The 20,165-nt window shown below is 59.0% G+C and carries 18 protein-coding genes and 1 pseudogene; 14 read left to right on the top strand and 5 right to left on the bottom strand.

All coding sequences use genetic code 11. The features are described from left to right. The first annotated feature begins 165 nt into the window (after positions 1–165). The 9 genes from HDEN_RS05795 (at position 166) to HDEN_RS05755 (ending at position 5,383) form a co-directional block, all read left to right on the top strand. Positions 166–786: a helix-turn-helix domain-containing protein gene (locus HDEN_RS05795; protein ID WP_013215201.1), complete on the top strand. Its 621-nt coding sequence runs from the start codon at positions 166–168 to the stop codon at positions 784–786. Positions 787–1,123: 337 nt separating this feature from the next. Continuing rightward, positions 1,124–1,534 carry a hypothetical protein gene (locus HDEN_RS05790; protein WP_150103203.1) on the top strand — a complete coding sequence of 137 codons (411 nt, stop codon included), beginning with the start codon at positions 1,124–1,126 and terminating at the stop codon, positions 1,532–1,534. A 2-nt stretch (positions 1,535–1,536) separates the two neighbouring features. Beyond that, positions 1,537–2,013: a hypothetical protein gene (locus HDEN_RS05785; RefSeq protein ID WP_013215199.1), complete on the top strand. Its 477-nt coding sequence runs from the start codon at positions 1,537–1,539 to the stop codon at positions 2,011–2,013. Positions 2,014–2,764: 751 nt separating this feature from the next. Then, positions 2,765–3,229, top strand: a complete 465-nt coding sequence (locus HDEN_RS05775; protein ID WP_013215195.1) for a hypothetical protein — start codon at positions 2,765–2,767, stop codon at positions 3,227–3,229. A 53-nt stretch (positions 3,230–3,282) separates the two neighbouring features. Further along, a complete protein-coding gene (locus HDEN_RS05770) occupies positions 3,283–3,990 on the top strand; it encodes a hypothetical protein (RefSeq protein WP_245256742.1) in 708 nt (235 codons plus the stop codon). Between the two features lie 211 nt (positions 3,991–4,201). Beyond that, positions 4,202–4,453: a Lar family restriction alleviation protein gene (locus tag HDEN_RS18135; RefSeq protein WP_013215193.1), complete on the top strand. Its 252-nt coding sequence runs from the start codon at positions 4,202–4,204 to the stop codon at positions 4,451–4,453. Further along, positions 4,450–4,671 carry a hypothetical protein gene (locus HDEN_RS05765; protein WP_013215192.1) on the top strand — a complete coding sequence of 74 codons (222 nt, stop codon included), beginning with the start codon at positions 4,450–4,452 and terminating at the stop codon, positions 4,669–4,671. Before HDEN_RS18135 ends, HDEN_RS05765 begins: the two co-directional genes overlap by 4 nt. Positions 4,672–4,674: 3 nt before the next feature. After that, positions 4,675–5,031: a hypothetical protein gene (locus tag HDEN_RS05760; RefSeq protein ID WP_013215191.1), complete on the top strand. Its 357-nt coding sequence runs from the start codon at positions 4,675–4,677 to the stop codon at positions 5,029–5,031. 19 nt (positions 5,032–5,050) lie between these two features. Next, on the top strand, positions 5,051–5,383 hold the full coding sequence (locus tag HDEN_RS05755; protein WP_013215190.1) for a transcriptional regulator: 333 nt from the start codon (positions 5,051–5,053) through the stop codon (positions 5,381–5,383). 55 nt (positions 5,384–5,438) lie between these two features. Here the strand turns inward: HDEN_RS05755 and HDEN_RS05750 are convergent, their stop codons facing one another. Further along, entirely contained in the window at positions 5,439–6,491 is a 1,053-nt protein-coding gene (locus tag HDEN_RS05750) for a tyrosine-type recombinase/integrase (RefSeq protein ID WP_169305478.1), read from the bottom strand. 75 nt (positions 6,492–6,566) lie between these two features. Then, positions 6,567–6,743 (bottom strand): annotated as a pseudogene (locus tag HDEN_RS18615) (DUF6538 domain-containing protein); the annotation flags it as partial. A gap of 261 nt (positions 6,744–7,004) precedes the next feature. On the opposite strand from HDEN_RS18615, the gene HDEN_RS05745 reads away from it, so the two are divergent. Continuing rightward, positions 7,005–8,141: an NAD(P)/FAD-dependent oxidoreductase gene (locus HDEN_RS05745; protein ID WP_013215188.1), complete on the top strand. Its 1,137-nt coding sequence runs from the start codon at positions 7,005–7,007 to the stop codon at positions 8,139–8,141. Between the two features lie 647 nt (positions 8,142–8,788). Then, a complete protein-coding gene (locus tag HDEN_RS05735) occupies positions 8,789–9,091 on the top strand; it encodes a hypothetical protein (protein ID WP_013215185.1) in 303 nt (100 codons plus the stop codon). Between the two features lie 31 nt (positions 9,092–9,122). On the opposite strand, the gene HDEN_RS05730 is transcribed toward HDEN_RS05735, so the two are convergent. Beyond that, positions 9,123–11,054, bottom strand: a complete 1,932-nt coding sequence (locus HDEN_RS05730; protein WP_013215184.1) for a hypothetical protein — start codon at positions 11,052–11,054, stop codon at positions 9,123–9,125. Positions 11,055–11,506: 452 nt separating this feature from the next. Here HDEN_RS05730 and HDEN_RS05725 point away from each other — a divergent pair, with 452 nt between their 5' ends. The 3 genes from HDEN_RS05725 to HDEN_RS05715 all read left to right on the top strand — a co-directional run bounded on the left by HDEN_RS05725 (position 11,507) and on the right by HDEN_RS05715 (position 14,410). Further along, positions 11,507–11,947: a MarR family winged helix-turn-helix transcriptional regulator gene (locus HDEN_RS05725; protein WP_013215183.1), complete on the top strand. Its 441-nt coding sequence runs from the start codon at positions 11,507–11,509 to the stop codon at positions 11,945–11,947. Positions 11,948–12,110: 163 nt separating this feature from the next. Next, complete coding sequence (locus HDEN_RS05720; RefSeq protein WP_013215182.1) at positions 12,111–13,091, top strand: AraC-like ligand-binding domain-containing protein; 981 nt, start codon at positions 12,111–12,113, stop codon at positions 13,089–13,091. A gap of 197 nt (positions 13,092–13,288) precedes the next feature. Next, a complete protein-coding gene (locus HDEN_RS05715; protein WP_081446225.1) occupies positions 13,289–14,410 on the top strand; it encodes an extensin-like domain-containing protein in 1,122 nt (373 codons plus the stop codon). 3 nt (positions 14,411–14,413) lie between these two features. On the opposite strand, the gene HDEN_RS05710 is transcribed toward HDEN_RS05715, so the two are convergent. Continuing rightward, on the bottom strand, positions 14,414–16,870 hold the full coding sequence (locus HDEN_RS05710; RefSeq protein WP_013215180.1) for a tetratricopeptide repeat protein: 2,457 nt from the start codon (positions 16,868–16,870) through the stop codon (positions 14,414–14,416). Positions 16,871–16,995: 125 nt separating this feature from the next. Beyond that, positions 16,996–20,160 (bottom strand): efflux RND transporter permease subunit, encoded by a 3,165-nt coding sequence (locus tag HDEN_RS05705; RefSeq protein WP_013215179.1) that lies wholly within the window; start codon positions 20,158–20,160, stop codon positions 16,996–16,998. Positions 20,161–20,165 lie beyond the last annotated feature (5 nt).

Here is a 20,165-nt window from a genome sequence, read left to right as displayed (position 1 = left end):
GACATGCCTGTCCGCTCGAGGAATCCGTTGATGCGATCTTTGAAGTCATCGGCGAGGCTGTGAGTCATGGGGAAAACTTATCGTCGGATTCTTCCGACGCGTCAACCCCATTGATCGGAAACCAAAACGAGTGTCTTTTCGTTAACCGACGGGTAGCGTTCCAGCATGCAAGATTCGAACGCTATCAAAGAGTTGATTAAGGAACGCGCGCGAGAACTCGATCTTGAGCTCGCGGACCTCTCTAAGCGCTTGGGAAAGAAGCGCGGATATTTGCATGATTATCTAGAGCGCGGTTCACCCAAAGCGATGCCGGTCGACCTCAAGATCAGACTTGCTACAGAATTAAAAATTCCGCCTCACAGGCTCGGGGTCAGTTTCGCAAATTTTCCGCGCCCATCGGGTCGCGCTAGCGACGTGGAGCCCGTCGTCGACGTGGCCGAATTCGCGCATATGTCCGCAAACATGGCCCCCTTTCGAGTACTGACGAATGTCCTCGACAAGAGCCATCCCAAGCGGATTCTTCCTGGCGAGATCCTCATCGTAAACATGGACGAACCATCCTCCCGGCAGCTAGCCCGAGGAGATATCATCATCGCATATGTCTATGACCGGGCACACCCAGATCCATACGCAACCGTTCTTCGAGAATTCATTCCGCCAGATTTCCTAGCCACCACAAGCAGCGGCCCCAATGAGATTATGGCGCTCAACGATCCCGACAACGAATTCCGATTCGAAGTCGTTGGCGTAGTCCACCACCAATATTTGCCACTGCGTCGACCCTGATTTCTGCCATAATTCGATTTTGATCGTCGGACGATAGTTGACATGTCGTCGGAAATATCCGACGCTGCACCCTCATTGCGATTGATTTGCTTCGGGGGCGGCCGATGTGCACTTCACGGTTAAAAGCACCGGCTCGGCCCGAATTTTTTGCCGCCGAGCTATCAGAGAGGGATTCCCGTCTTCTCCCGGACGCTCTCGACGGCATTCGGCGGCGAGCGCCGGAACCTCCATCTTGGTCGCTCGCCGTCACTGCTTCAGGCGAGGCCTGCTAATGAACGCGGTCGCGGCAGTGGGGCACGCCGATGTTGCTGCAGCGGATCCAGAGGTCGGCGCCTCTATGTCCTCTGCAGCAACGCTGCCCAGACCGACGATCGAAGATCAGCGCGACGAGGTTGCGAGAGAAATCCGCCAACGCGAGCGGCTCTATCCCGAATGGGTTCAGAAAGGCCGCTATAAGCCAGAGACGGCCGACAAAAAGATCCGCGATATCCGAGCGGCACATGCCTCGCTCGCCTTTCTAGCCCAATACGCCGAGGGCATACGCCTAGTCATCAAGGTTCTGCAGCGCGTCAAACGGTTCGGACCGGCGAGCGACGATACAATCATTTCCGATAGCGAGGCCGAGGACATGCTGCGCCAGCCGGCAGTGCGCGCACTCGTCGAGGCGTTCCCGAATGGCAAGGTGGAGTTTCGCCGAATTGGATCTCAGTTCTGCGCCGCCGGCGAAAGTAGCGACAGTGAGGAATAGCAATGGCGCAGCAAATTTTCCGCCCGCACGTCTATGGAAACTTTAAACCGAGCCAAGTCCAAAAGGAAAAAACAAAGCGCGCCGCGCCAAAAAAACGGCGAGAAAGCCGGACGGGAAATAGCGACGCGCACAAAGCTGCGATTTGCAAACTACCGTGCCTCATTCCTGGCTGCACTGTCGTCGGCGTTGAGCCGCATCATTTAAAACACGGTCCAGCTGCGAGAGAACGATCTGTCGGCAGGAAAGCAACCGACCGCTGGCTGCTGCCTCTCTGTCACAACCATCATATCAACGGCGTCGAAATCGACGGCAGAACGGCACGAACCGAGCCGAAATGGTTTCGAGACCAAGGCATCGCTGAACCGATAGAAATCGCGGCGGCTCTCTGGTCGGCGAGCCCTAACGCATCCGCCATGGCTCGCATTATCCTGACTCATAAAGGGCTTCTTCGCCAAAATCGCGGGGAGGACCAATCGTGAAGCCTCGCTGCAAACATTGCAATAGCGCATTCCTCGAGCTCGACGCTCGAGGCGCTCCACTTGCCGGAAAAATCAAGTGCGAAATCGACGACCAGGTGCACGATACCGCACACTCTTGCGATTATTTCTCTGCGGCATCGGGATCTGAGCCCGCAAAATGACCCAGCGCGGCGACCAGGTCAGCACGCAAGAGCTCGAGCAAACGCTTCGGGTCCTAGCGAAGCTCGTCGCCAGCAATGGGGGCGGTGACTATGTCCCGCTATTTGTGCGCATCGAGGACGAACTCAAGGCCAGGCGCGCATCAAGCGACGCCCGGTCAAGAGCGCGTGCTCTGCTGCAGCAGGAGCAAGCAATTTAATGTCCCCGGCGCACCGCAAATTCCTAAGCGAAGCGGCCTCAAACTATCTTGGCGTCGCAAAGCTGTTCAACACATGCGGTTACGCACGCCGGTCACGTCGAGCTATGGCGCAGCGACTTTGTGAAGAAGGGCTGATGCGCCGTTACGTCCACGGCAGCGACGAGTTCGAAATCACCGACAAAGGCCGCGCCGCTTTGTCTGATAGTGAGGGACGATGACGGTCCTCACCATTCGAGAATTGGATCTCGTGCGTGCACTTGAGAAGATTGCAACCGGCGCAAGCGGAGACGGTGCGCATACGGACGTTGTTGTCATGCGGCAGATCGCAGTGGACGCGTTGGCCGCAATTCGATGGGGCAATTACCGCGCATCACAGTCAGAGGGACAGGAACGATGACGTTTATCGTCAGCAAGCAATCAGGATGCGGCAAGGAAGGTTGCCACGCGGGCGTCGCGATGGACGACGACACCTATTTTGAAGGCTATGAGCCCGACGTCATCTATCGGCCGTGCCAGTGCCATCCGAAGTGCTGCCCGACTTGCGGTGGCTCAGGTGAAAAGGAAGTCGATTTCGGCACGGCGGACTGCCCCGATTGCAACGCCGGTTGGCGCGGCGATGCTGAGCATCCTGATTGCCGTTACAGCGATCCTGCTACGTGGCGCGAGATGATGGCGGAGAACGACGCGCCGCTGCCAAATCTCGAAACGAAGGTTCGCGCCCGCATCCAAGAGATAAGGGACGAACTCAACATGCTCGCGATCATGGGGGCGGTTCCCATGTGGGGATCTCTCATAGGACGGCTGGATGACATGGTCGAAGAATTGTTCGGCGCATCACAGAACAAGAAGGAAACTTGAGGATGACTGACCGGCGTATAGTTTGCTGGTTCAGCGCTGGAGCGGCGTCCGCTGTGGCGACGCGAATGATGCTGCGCGAGCATCCCGACGCCGTCATCGCTTATTGCGAAACCGGATCTGAGCACCCGGACAACGAACGCTTCATCGCCGATTGCGTGCGCTGGTTCAATCGGCCCATTGAGCGGTTAAAATCGGATCGTTACGCCGATACATGGGACGTCTTCGAAAGGCGGCGCTATCTCGCGGGAAACGATGGCGCGCCCTGCACGGTTGAACTTAAGATAATGCCGCGTTTGGCGTGGCAACAACCGACCGATATTCATGTATTTGGCTACACCGCCGACGCGCCTGACGAGAAGCGCGCTCAGCGCCTCCGTGACAACTACTTTGAATTGACGATCAAAACGCCGCTTATCGAGCGCGGGCTGACCAAAGAGGCGTGTCTAGCGATCATCGATCGCGCTGGCATCACGCCTCCGCCGATGTACGCGCTAGGCTTCCAGAACAACAACTGCATCCCATGCGTTAAAGCGACCAGCCCGGCGTATTGGGCGCTCGTTCGCAAGCATTTCCCGGCCGAGTTCGAGCGCATGTCGGAACTCTCGCGACAACTAGACGTGCGCCTGACGCGCATCGACGGCGAGCGCCGGTTCATCGACGAGATCCCCGACGACTACCCTACGATCAATCCCATTCAACCTGCTTGCGACTTCCTTTGCCACATCGCAGAGCAAGAATTTTCTGAGGCACCCACACCATGACAGACACAGCAGCGCCAGAACGGACGGCGGATACGTGCCGAGATTGTTCGCAGCTTATCGATGAACGCGACCGCGCTGAAAACGCGGCCGACGAGCTTGCGCACGCCATAGCCGATTATTTCGGTAGTGATGTTGGGGAGCATTCGAACCTCAATTGTCCCTGGACGAACGCGTTGAATGTCATCCTTGCCGCATCAGATACGAGGACAAAATGAGCGAAGCTGACGATAAAATGTTAGCGCGGTTGGACGCGCTCGACACCCTAGAACCCGGCGAACTTTTACCGTGCCCATTCTGCGGCGGGACGGCAGAGCGCATTGATTTTCAAGATGAGGAAGTCGAACCCGATAACTTCGGCGGCTCCTGCATATCCTGCACGCAATGTCACGTTTCAACGGCTGTCGTCTTTGGTTTCAAGGAAACGCTTCATTCGAGTTGGAATGAGCGAGTGAGGACAAAATGAGCGAAGCTGAAGCAATGGATAGGACGGCGGCAATTCGTGACGCTCTAAAACCGTTTGCAGACGCGGCGGAAATGTTCGCTTGGCCGGTATTCGAGCGAGACGACTACAATCTAGTTCCGGGCACCAAACTGACCGTTGGCGATCTCCGCAAGGCCCGCGCTGCATACGCCGAAATCGAACGTCTCGACCGCGCCGCATCTACGACAAAGGAAGGATAGAGGATGAGTACCCAAGCCAACACCTACATCATGCGCGGGGCGCTGTTCACCTACGACGAGGTGAAGCAGCATCTCGGCAACGAGATGCACGACCGGCTCAGACCGTACGAGGATAGCGCCTTCAAGGGCATCGAGCATCACAATGGCATCTGCGTGCTCTCAGACGGCATGAACGGCAAGTACGTCGCCGTCGGGCAAGTGATCGCCAAGACCGAGAACGGTCAGGGTTTCGAGGAAGTGCACGGCTTCGCGGACGGGGCATTCGGTGCCAACAAGGATCACGTGCTCGAACAGAAAATCTGGGAGTTGATCGACCTCCACGCCGACGTCGAGTGGCTGGTTTTAACGCATTACCGCTGAAAGCGAAGGACGCCTAGCCATGTCATCAGACCGCATCGAAACAATGACGCCCGCAGAGGTTTTCCCGCTCGCGCAGTATCTCGCGGAGGAAATGGAGGCGCGCAACTGGACGTGCTCGGATGTTGCCAAGCGGATGCAGACACCGAGCGGCTATAGCTTGGACTGTTTCCGCATTGAGATCCTACTAGCGGTTCAGGACGAACATCTAATCATCGACGACGAACTGATTGCGGGCTTAGCGCGCGCTTTCGGTGTGAGCAACGAATTCTTCCGCAACCTGCATCAGATTTGGCTCGATAACCCAGCCGCTCGCGTCGCGTTCAGATGCCCCGAGGGACTGTTCCATGACTGACATTGAAACCCTCTGCAGGCCAGCATTCGCGAAAGCAAGGGCGCTGACCATGTCATCAGACCGCAGCGCCCCAAACGCGCGCAATCCAGGTCGCGCGCTGTTCTAAAGACGGCCCACTACCATATTCAACCTCGCGAACAGCGTGTCCCATAAGCGCATCCTGCACGCGCTGTGGTGCCTCGAGAGCGATTAGCCGATCCTTGAACGTGTGCCGCAGAGAGTAGAGTGTATATTCCGGTGTCGGCCGTAGTCCTGACTCTGATAATGCTTTGTTGACCGTCGCGCTCAATGTGTCCGGTGCATCGCGATAGCGCGGGAAACCTGCTTTGAATTCTCTCATTGTCTCGAGCGCCAGGCCGACGAGCGGCATATCTCTCTCGCTGTGCCTGGTTTTCAGTTGCCGGGCTTCCGGCTTGATACTCACGTAGGGAATGTTCGCCTGCAGAAAGACCCGATTCTCAGACAGCGCGGCAACCTCTGACGGGCGCATGCCTGTCATTGCGACCATAACGGTTATGGCTCGAGCCTCCGCATTCAAATTGGACAGCCGATCGCCGGCGAGAAAGTTCTCGCGAACAAACTTCGCAGAATATGCAGTGCGCTTGTTGTGCTTCTCTCCCGAAACGCGCAGGCCCGCGAACGGATTATCTAGCTTCAGCCGCCAAGCCAGATCGAGTTCCTGGAACATCGCTTTCAAATGCCCCAGGTCCTTATTCGCGCTGCCTGGGTCATAATCTTCCTCAAGGACGCGATCGAGCCACCAAGCGCGGAAATCGAGGCCGTCGTCGCGCGATATCGACTCGAGCGTCTTGTCACCAACGACCTCAACGAAATTATTGACAGCGCGGATTCTCGGATTTTTCCATTTCCGCACCTGATCGACAGATTTTCCGCGCAGCCGGTCGCGACCATGTTCCTCGAATTTTTCGAACAGCTGCGAAATCAAAATCGATGGTTTCTTTGCTGCGCCTAGAACCGCGGCTGCAGCCGGCGGCGAGTCGGTCAAATTCTTTTCCTCAAGCAGCGCGACCCGACGAACGATTTCCGATAAGTCGCCTTCCGCAAGCTCGTTGACGGCGCGGTACGATACACCAAGCGTCCGCGCCATGCGGACGGACCTCTCAAATTCCTTGCCTGGATCCAGAGCCGCACCAGGTCGGCCCTTGCCATCACGAAGCGCGCACCAAAACGCCTCGAGCTCGTCGTTCACCTTTGTGGCGACAATAATCGCCGTTGCAAAGTTGTCAGTTTTCGTCGATCGCCAGATCTCGCGTCGACGATCAAGCGAACTCACGTCAGCGGGGACGCGACGACGGAAATGCCAAACGCCATTTCGTTGAAAAAGATATTCGCTTATCATGCTGCAGCGACCGTAAAGGTTGGCTCCCTGCTACACAATATGCTACACGGTTTGCTACACAGAAACAGAAAAAAGCGTTAAAAATCAATGGCGTTGTTGGCTCTGGAATCCTACCCGCGGAGCCATGATGCAATGCCGGAACATTCCCAAATTCCCATCAGATTGAGTTTGCGCGTGACCTCGCGCGGTTTCGCTCAATAATCGGCGTCTGATGGCTTAAGATGGCTGCACGACGCCGTCGTTTTTCGCTCTGGTCCGTGCATGGGCACATCCGCTACCCCCGACATCGAAACAGTTGTGATCGGCGCAGGCGTGATCGGTCTCGCAATCGCTGCTGAATGCGCGGAGGCGGGACAGCAGACCTACGTGCTGGAACGCCAGGCCGCCATCGGACAGGAAACCAGTTCGCGATCGAGCGAGGTGATTCACGCCGGGATCTATTACCCGCCGGGTTCGCTGAAGGCGCGGCTGTGCGTTGAAGGCAAAAGCCTGCTCTACGCTTACGCCAGAGACCACGGCGTCGCCGCCCGGCGCGTCGGGAAACTCGTCGTCGCGACGTCGGAAGCAGAAACCGCAGTTCTCGACGTCATCGCGCAGCGCGCGAAAGCCAGCGGCGTCGATGATCTCCAGTGGCTTGGCACGAGCGACGTACGGAAACTCGAACCCGCGATCAGTAGCGTCAAAGCTCTGTTGTCTCCATCGACCGGGATCGTCGATAGCCACGGCCTGATGCAAGCCCTTGCAAGCGACATCGAAAACCGTAGCGGCGCTATCGTCCTGCAGACGGACGTTCAGAATGTCATTCGCCGTGCGGACGGACTTTTCGAAATCGATATGGTGAGTAGCGGTGCGCCAGCGAGAATTACGGCTCGAAACCTGATTGCGGCGGCTGGCCTTGGGATGACCAAACTCGGCCCCCTGTTGCCGCGCGAAATGCGATATCTCCCGCCGGCGCTCCAATTCGCCCGGGGTCACTATTTCACTTATCGCGGCAAATCAGAATTTCAGCATTTGATTTATCCCGTACCGGTCGAGGGCGGACTCGGCACGCATCTCACGCTGGACCTTGAAGGCAACGTGCGCTTCGGGCCGGATGTGGAGTGGATCGAAAGCATCGATTATCGGTTCGACGATCGGCACGGCTCGCGGACGGCGGAATTTGAACGCTCGATCCGCCGCTATTGGCCTGGGCTCCCGGATGGCGCACTCAGCCCGGGCTATACCGGCATTCGCCCGAAGATTGCGCGGGGAAGCGCAATTGCGGAGGATTTTGCGATACACGCGTCAACCGAGCACGGCATCCAGCGTCTCGTCGCGCTTTACGGCATCGAAAGCCCCGGCCTGACATCCAGCCTCGCCATTGCAAAATATTGCAAGGCGCTGCTCGACGCGAATTGAAAGAAAAAATCGATTGAAATTCCGATGCTTGCGAAAAGACCCCCGGATCGGGATCCGGGGGTCTCGCAGGAAACGCAGCGATCCTACGGTTCACCGCGCCGGTCTTTCCACCAGCATGCGCTAGCCGGAGATGCAGACATCATTGACAGCGGGATTCCGAATGCGAAGCTCAATGCAATGAGAGACATGATTGCTTTTTTCATTGGAAATATCCTCTGCTAACCGAAGCGCAACGCTTCGAGCAATTCGAGGTTCCTTTGTGCGCACCCGTGTTTTTCAACTGAACGGCTTTTTGTTTGTCGCGCATCGCGCGAATAGCGACGTTAAGCATCGCGGTCCACCAGCGATCCAGTCTCTCTGACATGCGCGACCGCCGCTCTTCAAAACGGTAGACATCTCTGATCTGGCTCAATCTCGAATTAATTGATGAATCGCGATGTTCAGACAATCCGCAAAAATGCTATGGTTGCTTTCACAAAGCACGCGAAAAACATTTATCTGAATCAATCCGAAAAGTGCGATAACCGTTGATCAGCCATTATTAATATTGTGACCGTTGTTTGCTTGCTGACAGACGCCGGCCAATTACTGAATCTCATCATGTGAACGCTTTGGGCGGCGCGCCGGAGGTTCACTCGGAGGCGACGATGGCATCACACTCTCGCAATTCGGCAAGCCTGATCTTTGCAGTTCTCACCCTGTCAACCGCTGGCCTTTCGATTCCAGCGGTTGCCGACGATGTCCCTGAAAGTCTCAGGCTCGAACAGAAAGCCAAGAAAGCCTACTCGCAGAAGCCCGTCGTTCCGATCGATCGCGGCAATGCCCATCATCGCGATACCGGCGGCTCCGCAGGCGACGGCGCAACACCCGACAGGATTTCACCTGCGCTCCCGAACCCGACTGTGCAGCCGTCCGTGCAATCCGATCCCAAGAACTCGAAGCCGAAGTAGAGAGCGGCGGATCAAGGCCGGCTGCGGTGCTTCAAGGCTCTGCTTTCACCGTCGAGGTCACCACCGCCGCGACGGCCTTGGCGTCCTTGGCTGTCGGCTCTCGGTCACCCGGCACCGCTGTCGTTCCGGGCGATTGCTCGATTGCCGTCAGCCACTGCTCGGTGCGCGCGAAATCCGGATCGGCCAGGAAGCGTTCGCTCGGAGCAAACCCATCGGCCCGGCTGACGGCCTGCGCCACGAGCTTGCGGAATTCCGGCACATCGAAATACGAGGCGTGCACCAGTTCCTTCCAGGTGAAATACGTGCTGATCGCGGAGTCTGCGCTATGCGGCGGAACGGCGAACCGGATCTGACCGATCGCCTGCCGGAATTTCGCGATCGAAAGGCTTGCCGCCATATTGCTGTAGTCAGTGACCAGATCGGCGACAGCAGCGGGCAGACGCGGTTGCGACCGATCAAGCCACGCTGGACGGTCGGCCGCACCCGACACGACCTCGCCTTCGGTGTCGTTGCCGAACCCGGCGCGCTTCACCTCCGCGTTCGTGATGCTGTTCAGGAATTTGCTCGACACCCCGCTGATCACCGACGCCAGCGCCTGAATCGTCGCCATCAGCACGAGCGCGATGATGCCGAAGATCAGCGGCGTCACGACCATGGGCACCGCCAGCGACCAGATCCAGCGCTGACTGCTCATGCCGCGCGCGTTGTTCGCCCCCAGGAACCACGAAAGCTCGTCCGTCACGAGATGCAGCAGAAGCCCGCTATTGTACGTCAAGTCGCGGCCACCGCCGCAGATGACGCCGCCTTCGCACGGCTGCCCGTCCTTGGTCTCGAGAAAGCGCTGACGAAACCGCATGGCGCGCTCGATCTCGGAAAAATTGGGATACTTGGCCTCTAGCGCGCCACGCTTTTCGCGGAACTGCTTCCAAAGCGCAGACCGCTCCTGCTGCGTTCGCTCGGTCGGCGCCGCCGCAGCGGCCGAAGTGGCCGCTTCGGTCTCGCGGTTTCGACGAATGGCGCGCATCTCTTCTCGCAGCGCCTTCACGTCGGCTTCGGCCTCGGGCGTGAGGTTCACCTCGTAAACGTGCGTGTAGAGCCAGTTCGACAGCCCAACGATCGTCGGAGGCGAGAACAGGACCGCGAGATAGATCAGCGGCAGCGCAATGACGGACGTCAGCGTGATCGTCGAAATGGCGAACGACCGGTCGAAAAACGATAACCGCGCCTCCGGCAGCAAAGCCAGACCCTGAATGGCTTCATCGTCCGGGTGCGCTAAAGCCCGCCACCGATCGCCGAAACTTTTCCGCGCCCGCTTCGTCACGCGGCGGCGATGATCGAGCATCGAGCGAACGTCGAGATATTTGAAAAGAAAATAAATCAGGAATGCGGGAATGCTCATGAAGGCGATCGTCCAATACTGAACGCGCGGAAACAGTCCCCCGAACAACAGGCGATCGCCGGTGAGGATCGTTGCTGCCTGATAAATGAGCAGCATCAGCAGGAGCATCATAGACGCGACGAATATAACCTTGCGAACGAGGCTCAGGCGCGTCAGCAGCCACAGTTCTTTCCGCAGGTTGATGAAGGGCGTGCCGACCGTGATCCAGCGTTTCATGTTGGGGAGCGACCGCTTGCGCGCCGCGCATTCCAACAAAGCGGCCGAGACAACCGAGCCGCCGTGGCTATGGCCGATGACGCAGTACGGCTCGCTGCGAACCTCGAGATCGTGCATCATCCTCGCAAGCTTCGCACCGGCCTCGCGGCGCTCGACCTCGCTGTTATCCCCTGACCAGACGAACGGTTTCACGTCGAGCTTGCCGTCGCGTCCCTCGACGAGTTGATTGAGATCCTTCTCAAACGTGCTCTGCGATTCCCACCATTGGAGGTCCGGCTGCGGGCCGCCATCGGCATTCGCCTCCGTCGGCTTCGCAAACGTGCCGTGCACTGTAATGATGGTCGCCATAATCCCCTCGTTGCCCGCATCCTTCTCACCCTGCGATCACCAACCTTCTAGTTGAATGGCAGCGCGAACCGGCCTTATCCCGCGCGGAATACCGTGACGCCGGACGGTGACGGGATGATGCCGCAACTAAGCCGGTCCTGGCATTACAGACGGCCGAATAAGGGTCCGAATGTCTCCGGATGTGGCCCTAAAACCGCGGCCTTCCGCTTCGAGGAGCACAAATTCCGGCCAACCGTGCAAACCCAGGAAAATGTCTTTATCGCCACGATCTGGACCTGCGCCGCATGTTGGCGCCGAAGCGATCGCGCAAACTCCGCGCCGATACAGAACAAGCCATCTCCTCTTGGTTCTATTTTCAGAGCCCCGGTAATCGAGACTTGATGCGGCGGCTCGTGCTTTCTCGGCAAGTGTTTGCATGCTGATGAATGCCCTTCAGGGCTGGGAGACGCGACATGAGTCAGAACAATTCCGCACACTTTCAGCGATCAATCTTGCATCTGCTCCGCCGGGTCGATCAGTGCGCGACGCAACTTTACTCTGACGAAACAGGCGATAGCGACCTGACCCTCAGGCAGCTGGCGATCATGACGGCGATTTCGCGCGAGGATGACCTTAGCCAGACCGATCTCGTCGCCATTACCGGCATCGACCGCTCGACGGTTGCCGGAATCGTCAGCAGGCTGATCCGCAAGGGGCTTCTGGAACGTCGCCGCTCTCCGGTCGACGGCCGCGCGTATTGCGTGAGATTGACGAAACGCGGCCTCAAAGCCGTTGCCGGCGCCGATCGCCTATACTCGCGCATCGAGAAAAAACTGCTGTCCGGAGTTTCTTCGGCGGAAGCGGCTCAATTCGTATCGACTCTTAAAAGTATTCTCGGCTCGCAAACGGCCTAATTATACTCAAGCCCTTAATGTGCGCTTTAAGACATAAAATACCAACAGATATCCCGAATTTGCATTTGACCGGCTCAGCATAGAATTTATCATTCCGTGCGTTATCCGCACGGTGACCCTATGTCGAGCACGCCCCCATTGCGTCAAATCTCCCGGTGATATCGTGAAGCGCCGCGCCTCTGAGACGGCTCTCGTATCGACCGCCTCCGTACATCCGCGAGACCGCTTCGACTACTGGCATGAAGCGGCCTGCAAGGCCATGGTTCCGTTTGACTGTAGGCCGCGTGATCTCTCCACCTTCGAGGGCGAGATCACGGCCCTGCCGTTCGCCGGTGCGTTTCTCACAATCGCCAGCAACAACGGTCTGAGCACCTGGCGCACCTCCCGCCAGCTCGCGCAGTCGAAGAACTCCGTCTTCATCTGTGCGCAGATTTCCGGATCCACGAGGATCAGTCAGAACGGCCGCGACGTGGTTCTGAAGGCCGGCGATTTGACCCTCGTCGATAATGCCGCCGCAAGCACCTTCGAGTGTTCGACAGGGTGCAAAGAATTCTTGCTCGAGATCGAGCGGCGCAATTGCGAAGCCCGCCTCGGCCGCATCGGACAACTCACCACGCGGCGCATCGATGGGTCGAGCGGCGCCGGCGCGCTGGTCTCGAACTTCATCCAGCTGCTTCCGGTGCAATTGGCGCTGCTCAGTGACACTGCCCAGAAACAGATTTCGTATCAGCTGACGGATCTCGTCGCCTTGGCGCTTACTGAAGGCGACGGCAGATCGACGGCGCGCTCGTCAGGACGACTGATCTCGCTTCTGCGGCTCAGGGCCGTCGTTGACGCCAATCTCACCAACCCGAACGTAACGTGCGACGAACTCGCCGCGGCTGCGGGCATTTCGGTACGCTACGCCAACCAGCTTCTCGAAGCCGAGGAAACATCGCTACAACGTCTGCTGTTCACCCGCAGACTTGAAAAATGCCAGGATGCGCTTTCCGACCCTGCTCAGGCGCATCGGCAAATCAGCGACATTGCTTACTCGTGGGGATTCGGCGACGTCTCGCATTTCGGCCGCCTTTTCAAAAGCACGACGGGTCTTACTCCCAGGAGTTACCGGGTGCAGGCGCAGAACCCAGGCGCAAGAGTTTAACAGCTCTTTATCTTGCACATACGCCGGACCACTCCCGCACCCCGGAACCAGCGGCCGAGCGTCGTCGTTTTCATCAGCACCCGCATCATATGCTCCGCGATGGCGAAATTGCTTGAGCGGCCACCTCTCGCCCTAATCGAAACGTAACCAGGATATGCGATGCTGGCGCGATGCCCGCCAGATTTTTGTTGGAGCTTATGGTGAGCGCCCGGCACGAAGTTCTGATCCGCGCACGGGCGCTGCAAGCGCGCGCAAAGGTGCTGCAGGCGCGCGCCGAAGCGCTGCGGACTCTTGCCGTCGCCAGAGCGGTGCACTTTTTCATTCGCGCTTCGATCAACCTGTCGCGCGCCGTTTTCATCGGGCTGGTTCTTCTCGCCGTGTTGCATGCCTACCTGACCGAGCGCGGGCCAACCGCGCCCTCGATCGAAATCGTTCGGACGCATCCGCTCGCCCCGGATGCCCACGAACCGGACGCCGGTGCTCCCTCCGGAGCAAAGGAAGCGGCAGTGGATCCGGCGGCGCCATCCTCCCCGGCAACGGATCCAAAAGTTGCCGCTCCCGTTCCACCCGCCCTACAAAAAGTTCCCGAGTGGACCGAGACCGAAATCGCGGACGCCAAATCCGAGTGCGAGCGATTGCTCGATAAGGTGACAATCGTCACCGAGCCACTTCCGCCTGCGCGTGAGGGCGCCTGCGGAGCGCCGGCGCCGCGTGAGCTTCAGAGCCTCGGCGCGAGCAAGGTAAAGTTCCAGCCCCCGGCAACGCTCCGCTGTCCGATGATCGCCGCGCTCAACACATGGATTTCCGACAAGCTGCAGCCCGCTGCCAAGAAAAGCTTCGGCTCGCCCATCGCGCGCGTTCTGGCTGGTTCGTATTCATGTCGCAATCGCTATGGGCTGGCACGCGCACCCATCAGCGAGCACGCGTATATGAACGCGATCGATATCTCGGGTTTCGTGCTCGAGAACGGCAAAGTCATCCGGATTTCGAAATCTTGGGCCGCGCCCAAGGAGGAACCGGTCGCTGACGCCAAGAAGCCAGCAAGCACTCACGGGGCCCACGCGAAAACAGTGACCGTCGTCGCGGTTCGGATTGCTGCATCAAAGGTTGCCGCAACCGACGAAACCGACAAATCGAAGACCAAGCCGGACGAAACCAAAAAGCCGGAAAAAGACCCGACGTCCGAATTCCTACATGTGGCCCACAACGAAGCGTGCGAAATATTCGGAACCGTCCTCGGCCCCGACGCCAACGCGGCGCACCGCGATCACTTCCATCTCGACATGAAAGAACGGAAGTACCGTTCGATCTGCCATTAGCCGTTAGTCTACAACGGCGAACGCGCGCGGTGGCTCGCCGGCGCGTGCGATGTCGCACATCATGGAAAGCGCGCGCTCGAAGTTCTTCGTGTAGCGCATGCTGTCGAACAACGGAGCGGTTTCCCGCTGCCTTGAAAGTTTCGCATTGAGATCAGCAAGCTTGGATTTATCTCGCGCCAAGGCGAGTGCAAGCTCGGCATAGTCGTCGAGGTTTTTCGTGACAAGCTCCGGCAATCCCACTGCCGTCAACAGGCTCGCCGCAACGCGCCCGGAGAACGTTTCGCCCGTCGCGGTAATGACCGGCAGTCCCGCCCACAATGCGTCGCTCGCGGTCGTGTGGGCGTTGCAGGGAAGCGCATCGAGAAAGAGGTCGGCCAACCGATGCCGCGCGAGATGCTCCGCAATCGGCTTGCGGCTTGCGAACACGAGCCGGTCTGGATCGACTCCACGCTGAGCCGCCTCGCGCCGAAGATTTTCGCGGCATGTGGCTGTCGGGACGAGAAGCCAAAGCACGGAGCCGTCAACGTTCCGCAATAGCGACATCCAGACGTCGAACATCGTCGCGTTTAGCTTGTAGCTGTTGTTGAACGAACAGAAGACAAAGGCATCCTCGGGCAAACCGGCATCGGCCCGCGTCACGGGCAACTCTGAAATCGTTCGCTTGCGATCGTTCGGCTGATAGCAATCCGGCAGATGAACGATGCGCTCGGAATAATCTCCCTGATGCGCCATCGGCGCGACGATCGGATCGGCTACGATGTAGTCGATGCCGTCCATGCCCATCGAGCCCGGATAGCCGAGATAGTTCACCTGAATGGGTGCTGGCCGATAGCTGAGAATTTCCGGCCGCCCATCGCGCGTATAGCCTTTGAGATCGACGAGGATATCGATGCCGTCGTCGTGGATCGCGCGCGCCGCGTTGCGGTCGGTCATATTGCCGATCGGCACATAGTGATCGAACGCCGCCACGACCCGACGGCGCAGATCGCTGCCATCGTCCGGGCTGAAGCAGTACCCGAAAAGCTCGAAGCGGCTGCGGTCGATGTTCTCCAGAACCTCGACGAGCAGCATCGCCGTCGCATGATTGAAAAAGTCAGCCGACAGAAATCCGACGCGAATGCGCTGCCCGACTCCGAGGCCGTTGCGATGCTGCGTGAAGCGCAACGCAACCGGAGCCGACAGCGTCGCGGCGTTTTTTCGTCCGGCTTGCAACTGATCGGCACGCGTCGATGGAATAGAGATCAACTGGAAAGGGGCGACGAGTTCCTTGCGCTGGCGGAACTGATCGAGGCAATCCGCTTCCTCGCGATCAAGCCCCTCCCAGTCGCACAGAACGCGGCGCAGGTTCATCCGCTCGAAGCGGTTTGCGACCGAGTCCGGCGCATGCTCGACGGATCTGGAAAATGCAGCAAGGGCCTCGTCATAGCGCTCGCGCTCCTTGAGCGTTACCGCAAGATTGTAATGCGCGAGCGCGAGCGTCGAATTGAGATCGATCGCCTTTTCGTAGGCTTGGATCGCGCCGTCCGCCATGCCCATGCCGCGAAGCAGATTGCCGACGCTGGCGTAAGCTTCGGCACGATCGGGATCGATCGCGAGGCCCGCTTGATAGCTCGCAAGCGCTTCCTCTTTACGGCCGAGGCTCGTGAACGCGAGCGCCATGTTGAGCAGCGCATCCGCCGAACTCGGGTCCGTGAGCGCGGCGCGGCTGTAGACGTCGATGGCCTCCTCGTATCGCCATTGCGTCCGCAGATAGTCGCCGAGCTCGTTCAAGTTTTGGGCGATCTCTTCAGGGCTTTTTGTCTGCTCCGAAAGCGTCGCTTCGATTTCGTTGATCGAACCTGAAGCAGCGAGTATCCGCTGCTCCAGCCGCCGCAACTCGTCGAGCGAAGGATCGATCACGAGCGCCCGCCGGCAATACGTCAGCGCCTCGGAACACTTGCCACTTTGCAGCATCATTTCGGCAAGCCGCGCCAGCACGCGCGGCTGCTCCGGCTTCAAGCGGAGCGACGTCAGATAGGCGTCGATCGCCTCCGCGTTGCTCTCGGCGACTCGCAGCAGGTTGCCGAGCACTTCAAAGGCCGCCGAGTTTTCAGGCTGCAGGCCGACGCACTGCTTGCAGGCTTCAATGGCTTCCTGCGAGCGTTTGAGATCGGCAAGAATGATCGCGAGGTTCAGCCATGCCTGATGATATTTCGGATCAGACGCGAGGCTTTGGCGAATATAGTCGACCGCACGCGCGCCGTCGTTGCACTTGAATGCGATCAGTCCGAGGTGATGCAGGGTCGGCGGATGGCCGGGCGCTTTCGCCAAAACGCGCCGGTGCGCCGTTTCTGATTTCAGCCATTCGCCGGCCTGAAGATAGTTCACCGCCTCGCGATAATCGGCGGCGATCGCGGGATCGATCTGATGCGGCGCTACGCTGGCCGTCGCCTGCGCACGCCGTCGCTCTTTGCGATTCATGGCTCACTCGATGATAGCCGTTTCGGCACAATCGAGGATCAGACATGACTCCGCCAGCGTGCACGGAGCTTGCGAGCCTAAGGCAGTGACCAAGCTCCGGCGAATGCGTCGCCGGAGAGACTTCGCTATTCTGCGGGGTGGAGTTCAGGCTCTGCCCGCCGACGCCGGCCGAGGCCCGCGAGCCAGCGGCAGATCACGTAGAACACGGGCGTAAAGATCAAGCCGAACACCGTGACGCCGATCATGCCCGAGAACACCGCCGTTCCAAGCGCCTGACGAAGCTCGGCACCCGCGCCGACCGCCCAAACCAGCGGCACGACGCCGAGAATGAACGCCAGCGACGTCATGAGAATCGGTCGCATTCTGAGTCGCGCGGCTTCCGTTGCGGCCGCGAACCGATCCCGTCCTTGCGCCTCGAGTTGCTCCGCGAATTCGACGATCAGAATCGCATTCTTCGCGGCGAGGCCTATGAGCACGATGAAGCCGACCTGCGTCAGGATATTGTTGTCCATGCCGCGCAGGATGACGCCCGTGATCGACGCGATGAGACTCATCGGGACGATCAGAATGACGGCAAGCGGTAACGTCAGACTTTCAAACTGAGCCGCAAGAACCAGGAATACGAATGCAACGCCCAGCGCGAATGCAAATATCGCCGTGTTGCCGGCGCGAATTTGCTGGAACGCCAGATCCGTCCATTCATAGCTGAAGCCGGGAGGCAGCGTTTCGGCCGCAAGCTTCTGCATGATGTCGATCGCTTGCCCCTGCGAAAATCCGGGCGCCGCAGAACCATCGAGTTCTGCTGCCGGATACAGGTTGTATCGAGGAACGCGTGACGGGCCGGAGACGTCGCTGATGGTCGTGAACGAACCGAGCGGCACGGCATCGCCGTTGGCGTTCCTGACCCTGATGTTGAGCGCATCCTTGCTCGTCAGACGATAGGCGCTGTCCGCCTGCGCGGTCACGCGATACGTTCGGCCGATGATGTTGAAGTCGTTGACGTAGATCGAGCCGAGATACGACTGCAACGCCGCGAACACTTCAGGAATATTGATCCCGAGCATCTCTGCCTTGACGCGGTCGATGTCGAGATAAAGCTGTGGCGTCGCTGTTTCGAAGAGCGAGAACACCTGCATCACGCCCGGCGTCTGCGCCGCTTTACCCATCATCGCGTTGACCGCATCCTGCAGCACGGTGGACGATGCGCCGGAACGGTTTTCGACCATCATGCGGAAACCGCCCGCACTGCCGAGCCCGCGAACCGGCGGCGGCGAGACGACGAGAACCATGCCTTCCTGAATCGCCGAGAATTTCGCCAGCAGCGCGCTCTGAATTCCTTTTGCCGACTGCGCCGGATCGCGCGAGCGCTCTTCAAATGGCTTCAGCACGATGAACACGGCGCCGGCGTTCGAAGCGTTGACACGCGTGGCGCCGGAGAAGCCGACGATGCTGACAGCGTGGGCGACGCCAGGTACTGTCAGCGCGAGATCGACGATGCGCCTGTTGACGGCATCCGTCCGATCGAGCGCCGCAGCCGGCGGCAATTGCACGACAGTAATGAGATAGCCGCCGTCCTGGTCGGGAATGAACCCGATCGGCGTCTTACGGAACTCGTTCAAACCGAACGCGATCAAGCCGACATATACGACCAGCATGATGACCGCGAAGCGGACGATCTTGCCGACAAACCAGCTGTAGCCCGACGAAAGCTTGTCAAAGCTCCAGTTGAATAGCCGGAAGAATGCATGCACCGGCCACATGATCAGACTGGAGCGATGCGTCTCGGCATGAGGTTTCAGCAACAGCGCGCACAGCGCTGGAGACAGAGTCAGTGAAACGATCAGCGAGATGACCGTCGCGCCGGCGATCGTCAGCGCGAACTGACGATAGAACTGGCCTGAAATACCCGTGATGAACGCCGACGGCACGAACACCGCCGTCAGCACGAGCGCGATGGCGATCAGCGCGGTGCCGACCTCTTCCATCGTGCGATAGGACGCCTCGCGCGGGCTCAATCCGTTCGCGATATTGCGCTCGACGTTCTCGACAACCACGATCGCGTCGTCGACGACGATGCCGATTGCGAGCACCAGACCGAACAGGGACAGGTTGTTCAGCGAGAAGCCGAACATCGCCATGATGAAGAACGTTCCGACGAGCGACACGGGAATGGCAACAATTGGGATGATTGCGGCACGCCATGTCTGTAGAAAGAGAACGACGACAAGGACGACCAGAACGATCGCTTCCAGGATCGTTTCGACGACCGCGTTGACGGACTGCTGAATGTAATCGGTCGGATTGTAGATGATGTCGTACTTGATACCCGGCGGGAAATTCTTCGAAATTTCCTCCATCGTATCCTTGATCTTCTGCGCCGTATCGATGGCGTTCGAACCCGGCAGCTGGAAGACGCCGAGGCCGACGGCCGCCGTTTTATCAAGATAGGAGTTCACGCCGTAGTCGAGGCCGGCGAGCTCGGTTCGCGCGACATCCTTCAGCCGCACGACGGCATCACCGCTTCTCTTGACGATGATTTCGCCGAACTGTTTCGGATCGGCGAGACGGCCGAGCGTCTGGACCGTGATTTGAAATGCACCCGGATCTTTCATCGGCGGCTGATTGAGGATGCCGGCCGCAACCTGCACGTTCTGCCCTTGCAACGCTGTCACGACATCCCCGGCCGTCATCGCCAGGGATTGCAGGCGGTCGGGATCGAGCCAGACGCGCATCGAGTAGTCGCGGCCACCGAACACCGTGATCGAACCAATACCCTGAATACGGCTCAAGGTGTCGACGAGGTTGACGTTGGCGTAGTTCGAAATGAACAGCGTATCGCGCGAATTATCCGGCGATAGCAGATGCACGACCATCATCAGGTCCGGGGATGCCTTCGCCACCGTGACGCCGATGTTGCGAACATCGGCTGGCAAGCGCGGCTGCGCGATGGCCACGCGGTTCTGAACCTGCACCTGCGCAATATCGAGGTTGGTGCCAATATCGAACGTAACCGAGATCGAGAAGCGTCCGTCATTCGTCGAGTTCGACGAGATGAACAGCATGCGCTCGACGCCGTTGATCTGCTGTTCGAGCGGCGTCGCAACCGTCGCGGCCACCACCTCGGCGCTGGCGCCGGGATACTGACCGGTGACGTTTACGACGGGCGGCGCGATATCGGGATACTGCGCGATCGGCAGGCGCGTCACGGAAACCGCGCCGAGGATCATGATCACGATCGAGACGACGGCCGCAAAGATCGGGCGGTCGATGAAGAAATGCGAGATGCGCATTCGGT

This window comes from Hyphomicrobium denitrificans ATCC 51888 (genome assembly GCF_000143145.1).
GTDB classification, from domain to species: Bacteria; Pseudomonadota; Alphaproteobacteria; order Rhizobiales; family Hyphomicrobiaceae; genus Hyphomicrobium_B; species Hyphomicrobium_B denitrificans.
Note: the sequence above shows the minus strand (reverse complement) of the source record. Positions and strands in the feature narration are given on the sequence as shown.

Bases quoted from the DNA above. Each gene is read 5' to 3' on its own strand.
- HDEN_RS05730 (WP_013215184.1), bottom strand. From the start codon at position 11,054: ATGGCGACCATCATTACAGTGCACGGCACGTTTGCGAAGCCGACGGAG.
- HDEN_RS05715 (WP_081446225.1), top strand. From the start codon at position 13,289: ATGGTGAGCGCCCGGCACGAAGTTCTGATCCGCGCACGGGCGCTGCAA.
- HDEN_RS05725 (WP_013215183.1), top strand. From the start codon at position 11,507: ATGAGTCAGAACAATTCCGCACACTTTCAGCGATCAATCTTGCATCTG.
- HDEN_RS05745 (WP_013215188.1), top strand. From the start codon at position 7,005: ATGGGCACATCCGCTACCCCCGACATCGAAACAGTTGTGATCGGCGCA.
- HDEN_RS05765 (WP_013215192.1), top strand. From the start codon at position 4,450: ATGAGCGAAGCTGAAGCAATGGATAGGACGGCGGCAATTCGTGACGCT.
- HDEN_RS05790 (WP_150103203.1), top strand. From the start codon at position 1,124: ATGTCCTCTGCAGCAACGCTGCCCAGACCGACGATCGAAGATCAGCGC.
- HDEN_RS05710 (WP_013215180.1), bottom strand. From the start codon at position 16,870: ATGAATCGCAAAGAGCGACGGCGTGCGCAGGCGACGGCCAGCGTAGCG.
- HDEN_RS05795 (WP_013215201.1), top strand. From the start codon at position 166: ATGCAAGATTCGAACGCTATCAAAGAGTTGATTAAGGAACGCGCGCGA.
- HDEN_RS18135 (WP_013215193.1), top strand. From the start codon at position 4,202: ATGAGCGAAGCTGACGATAAAATGTTAGCGCGGTTGGACGCGCTCGAC.
- HDEN_RS05705 (WP_013215179.1), bottom strand. From the start codon at position 20,160: ATGCGCATCTCGCATTTCTTCATCGACCGCCCGATCTTTGCGGCCGTC.
- HDEN_RS05735 (WP_013215185.1), top strand. From the start codon at position 8,789: ATGGCATCACACTCTCGCAATTCGGCAAGCCTGATCTTTGCAGTTCTC.
- HDEN_RS05785 (WP_013215199.1), top strand. From the start codon at position 1,537: ATGGCGCAGCAAATTTTCCGCCCGCACGTCTATGGAAACTTTAAACCG.
- HDEN_RS05775 (WP_013215195.1), top strand. From the start codon at position 2,765: ATGACGTTTATCGTCAGCAAGCAATCAGGATGCGGCAAGGAAGGTTGC.
- HDEN_RS05760 (WP_013215191.1), top strand. From the start codon at position 4,675: ATGAGTACCCAAGCCAACACCTACATCATGCGCGGGGCGCTGTTCACC.
- HDEN_RS05755 (WP_013215190.1), top strand. From the start codon at position 5,051: ATGTCATCAGACCGCATCGAAACAATGACGCCCGCAGAGGTTTTCCCG.
- HDEN_RS05750 (WP_169305478.1), bottom strand. From the start codon at position 6,491: ATGGCGCGGACGCTTGGTGTATCGTACCGCGCCGTCAACGAGCTTGCG.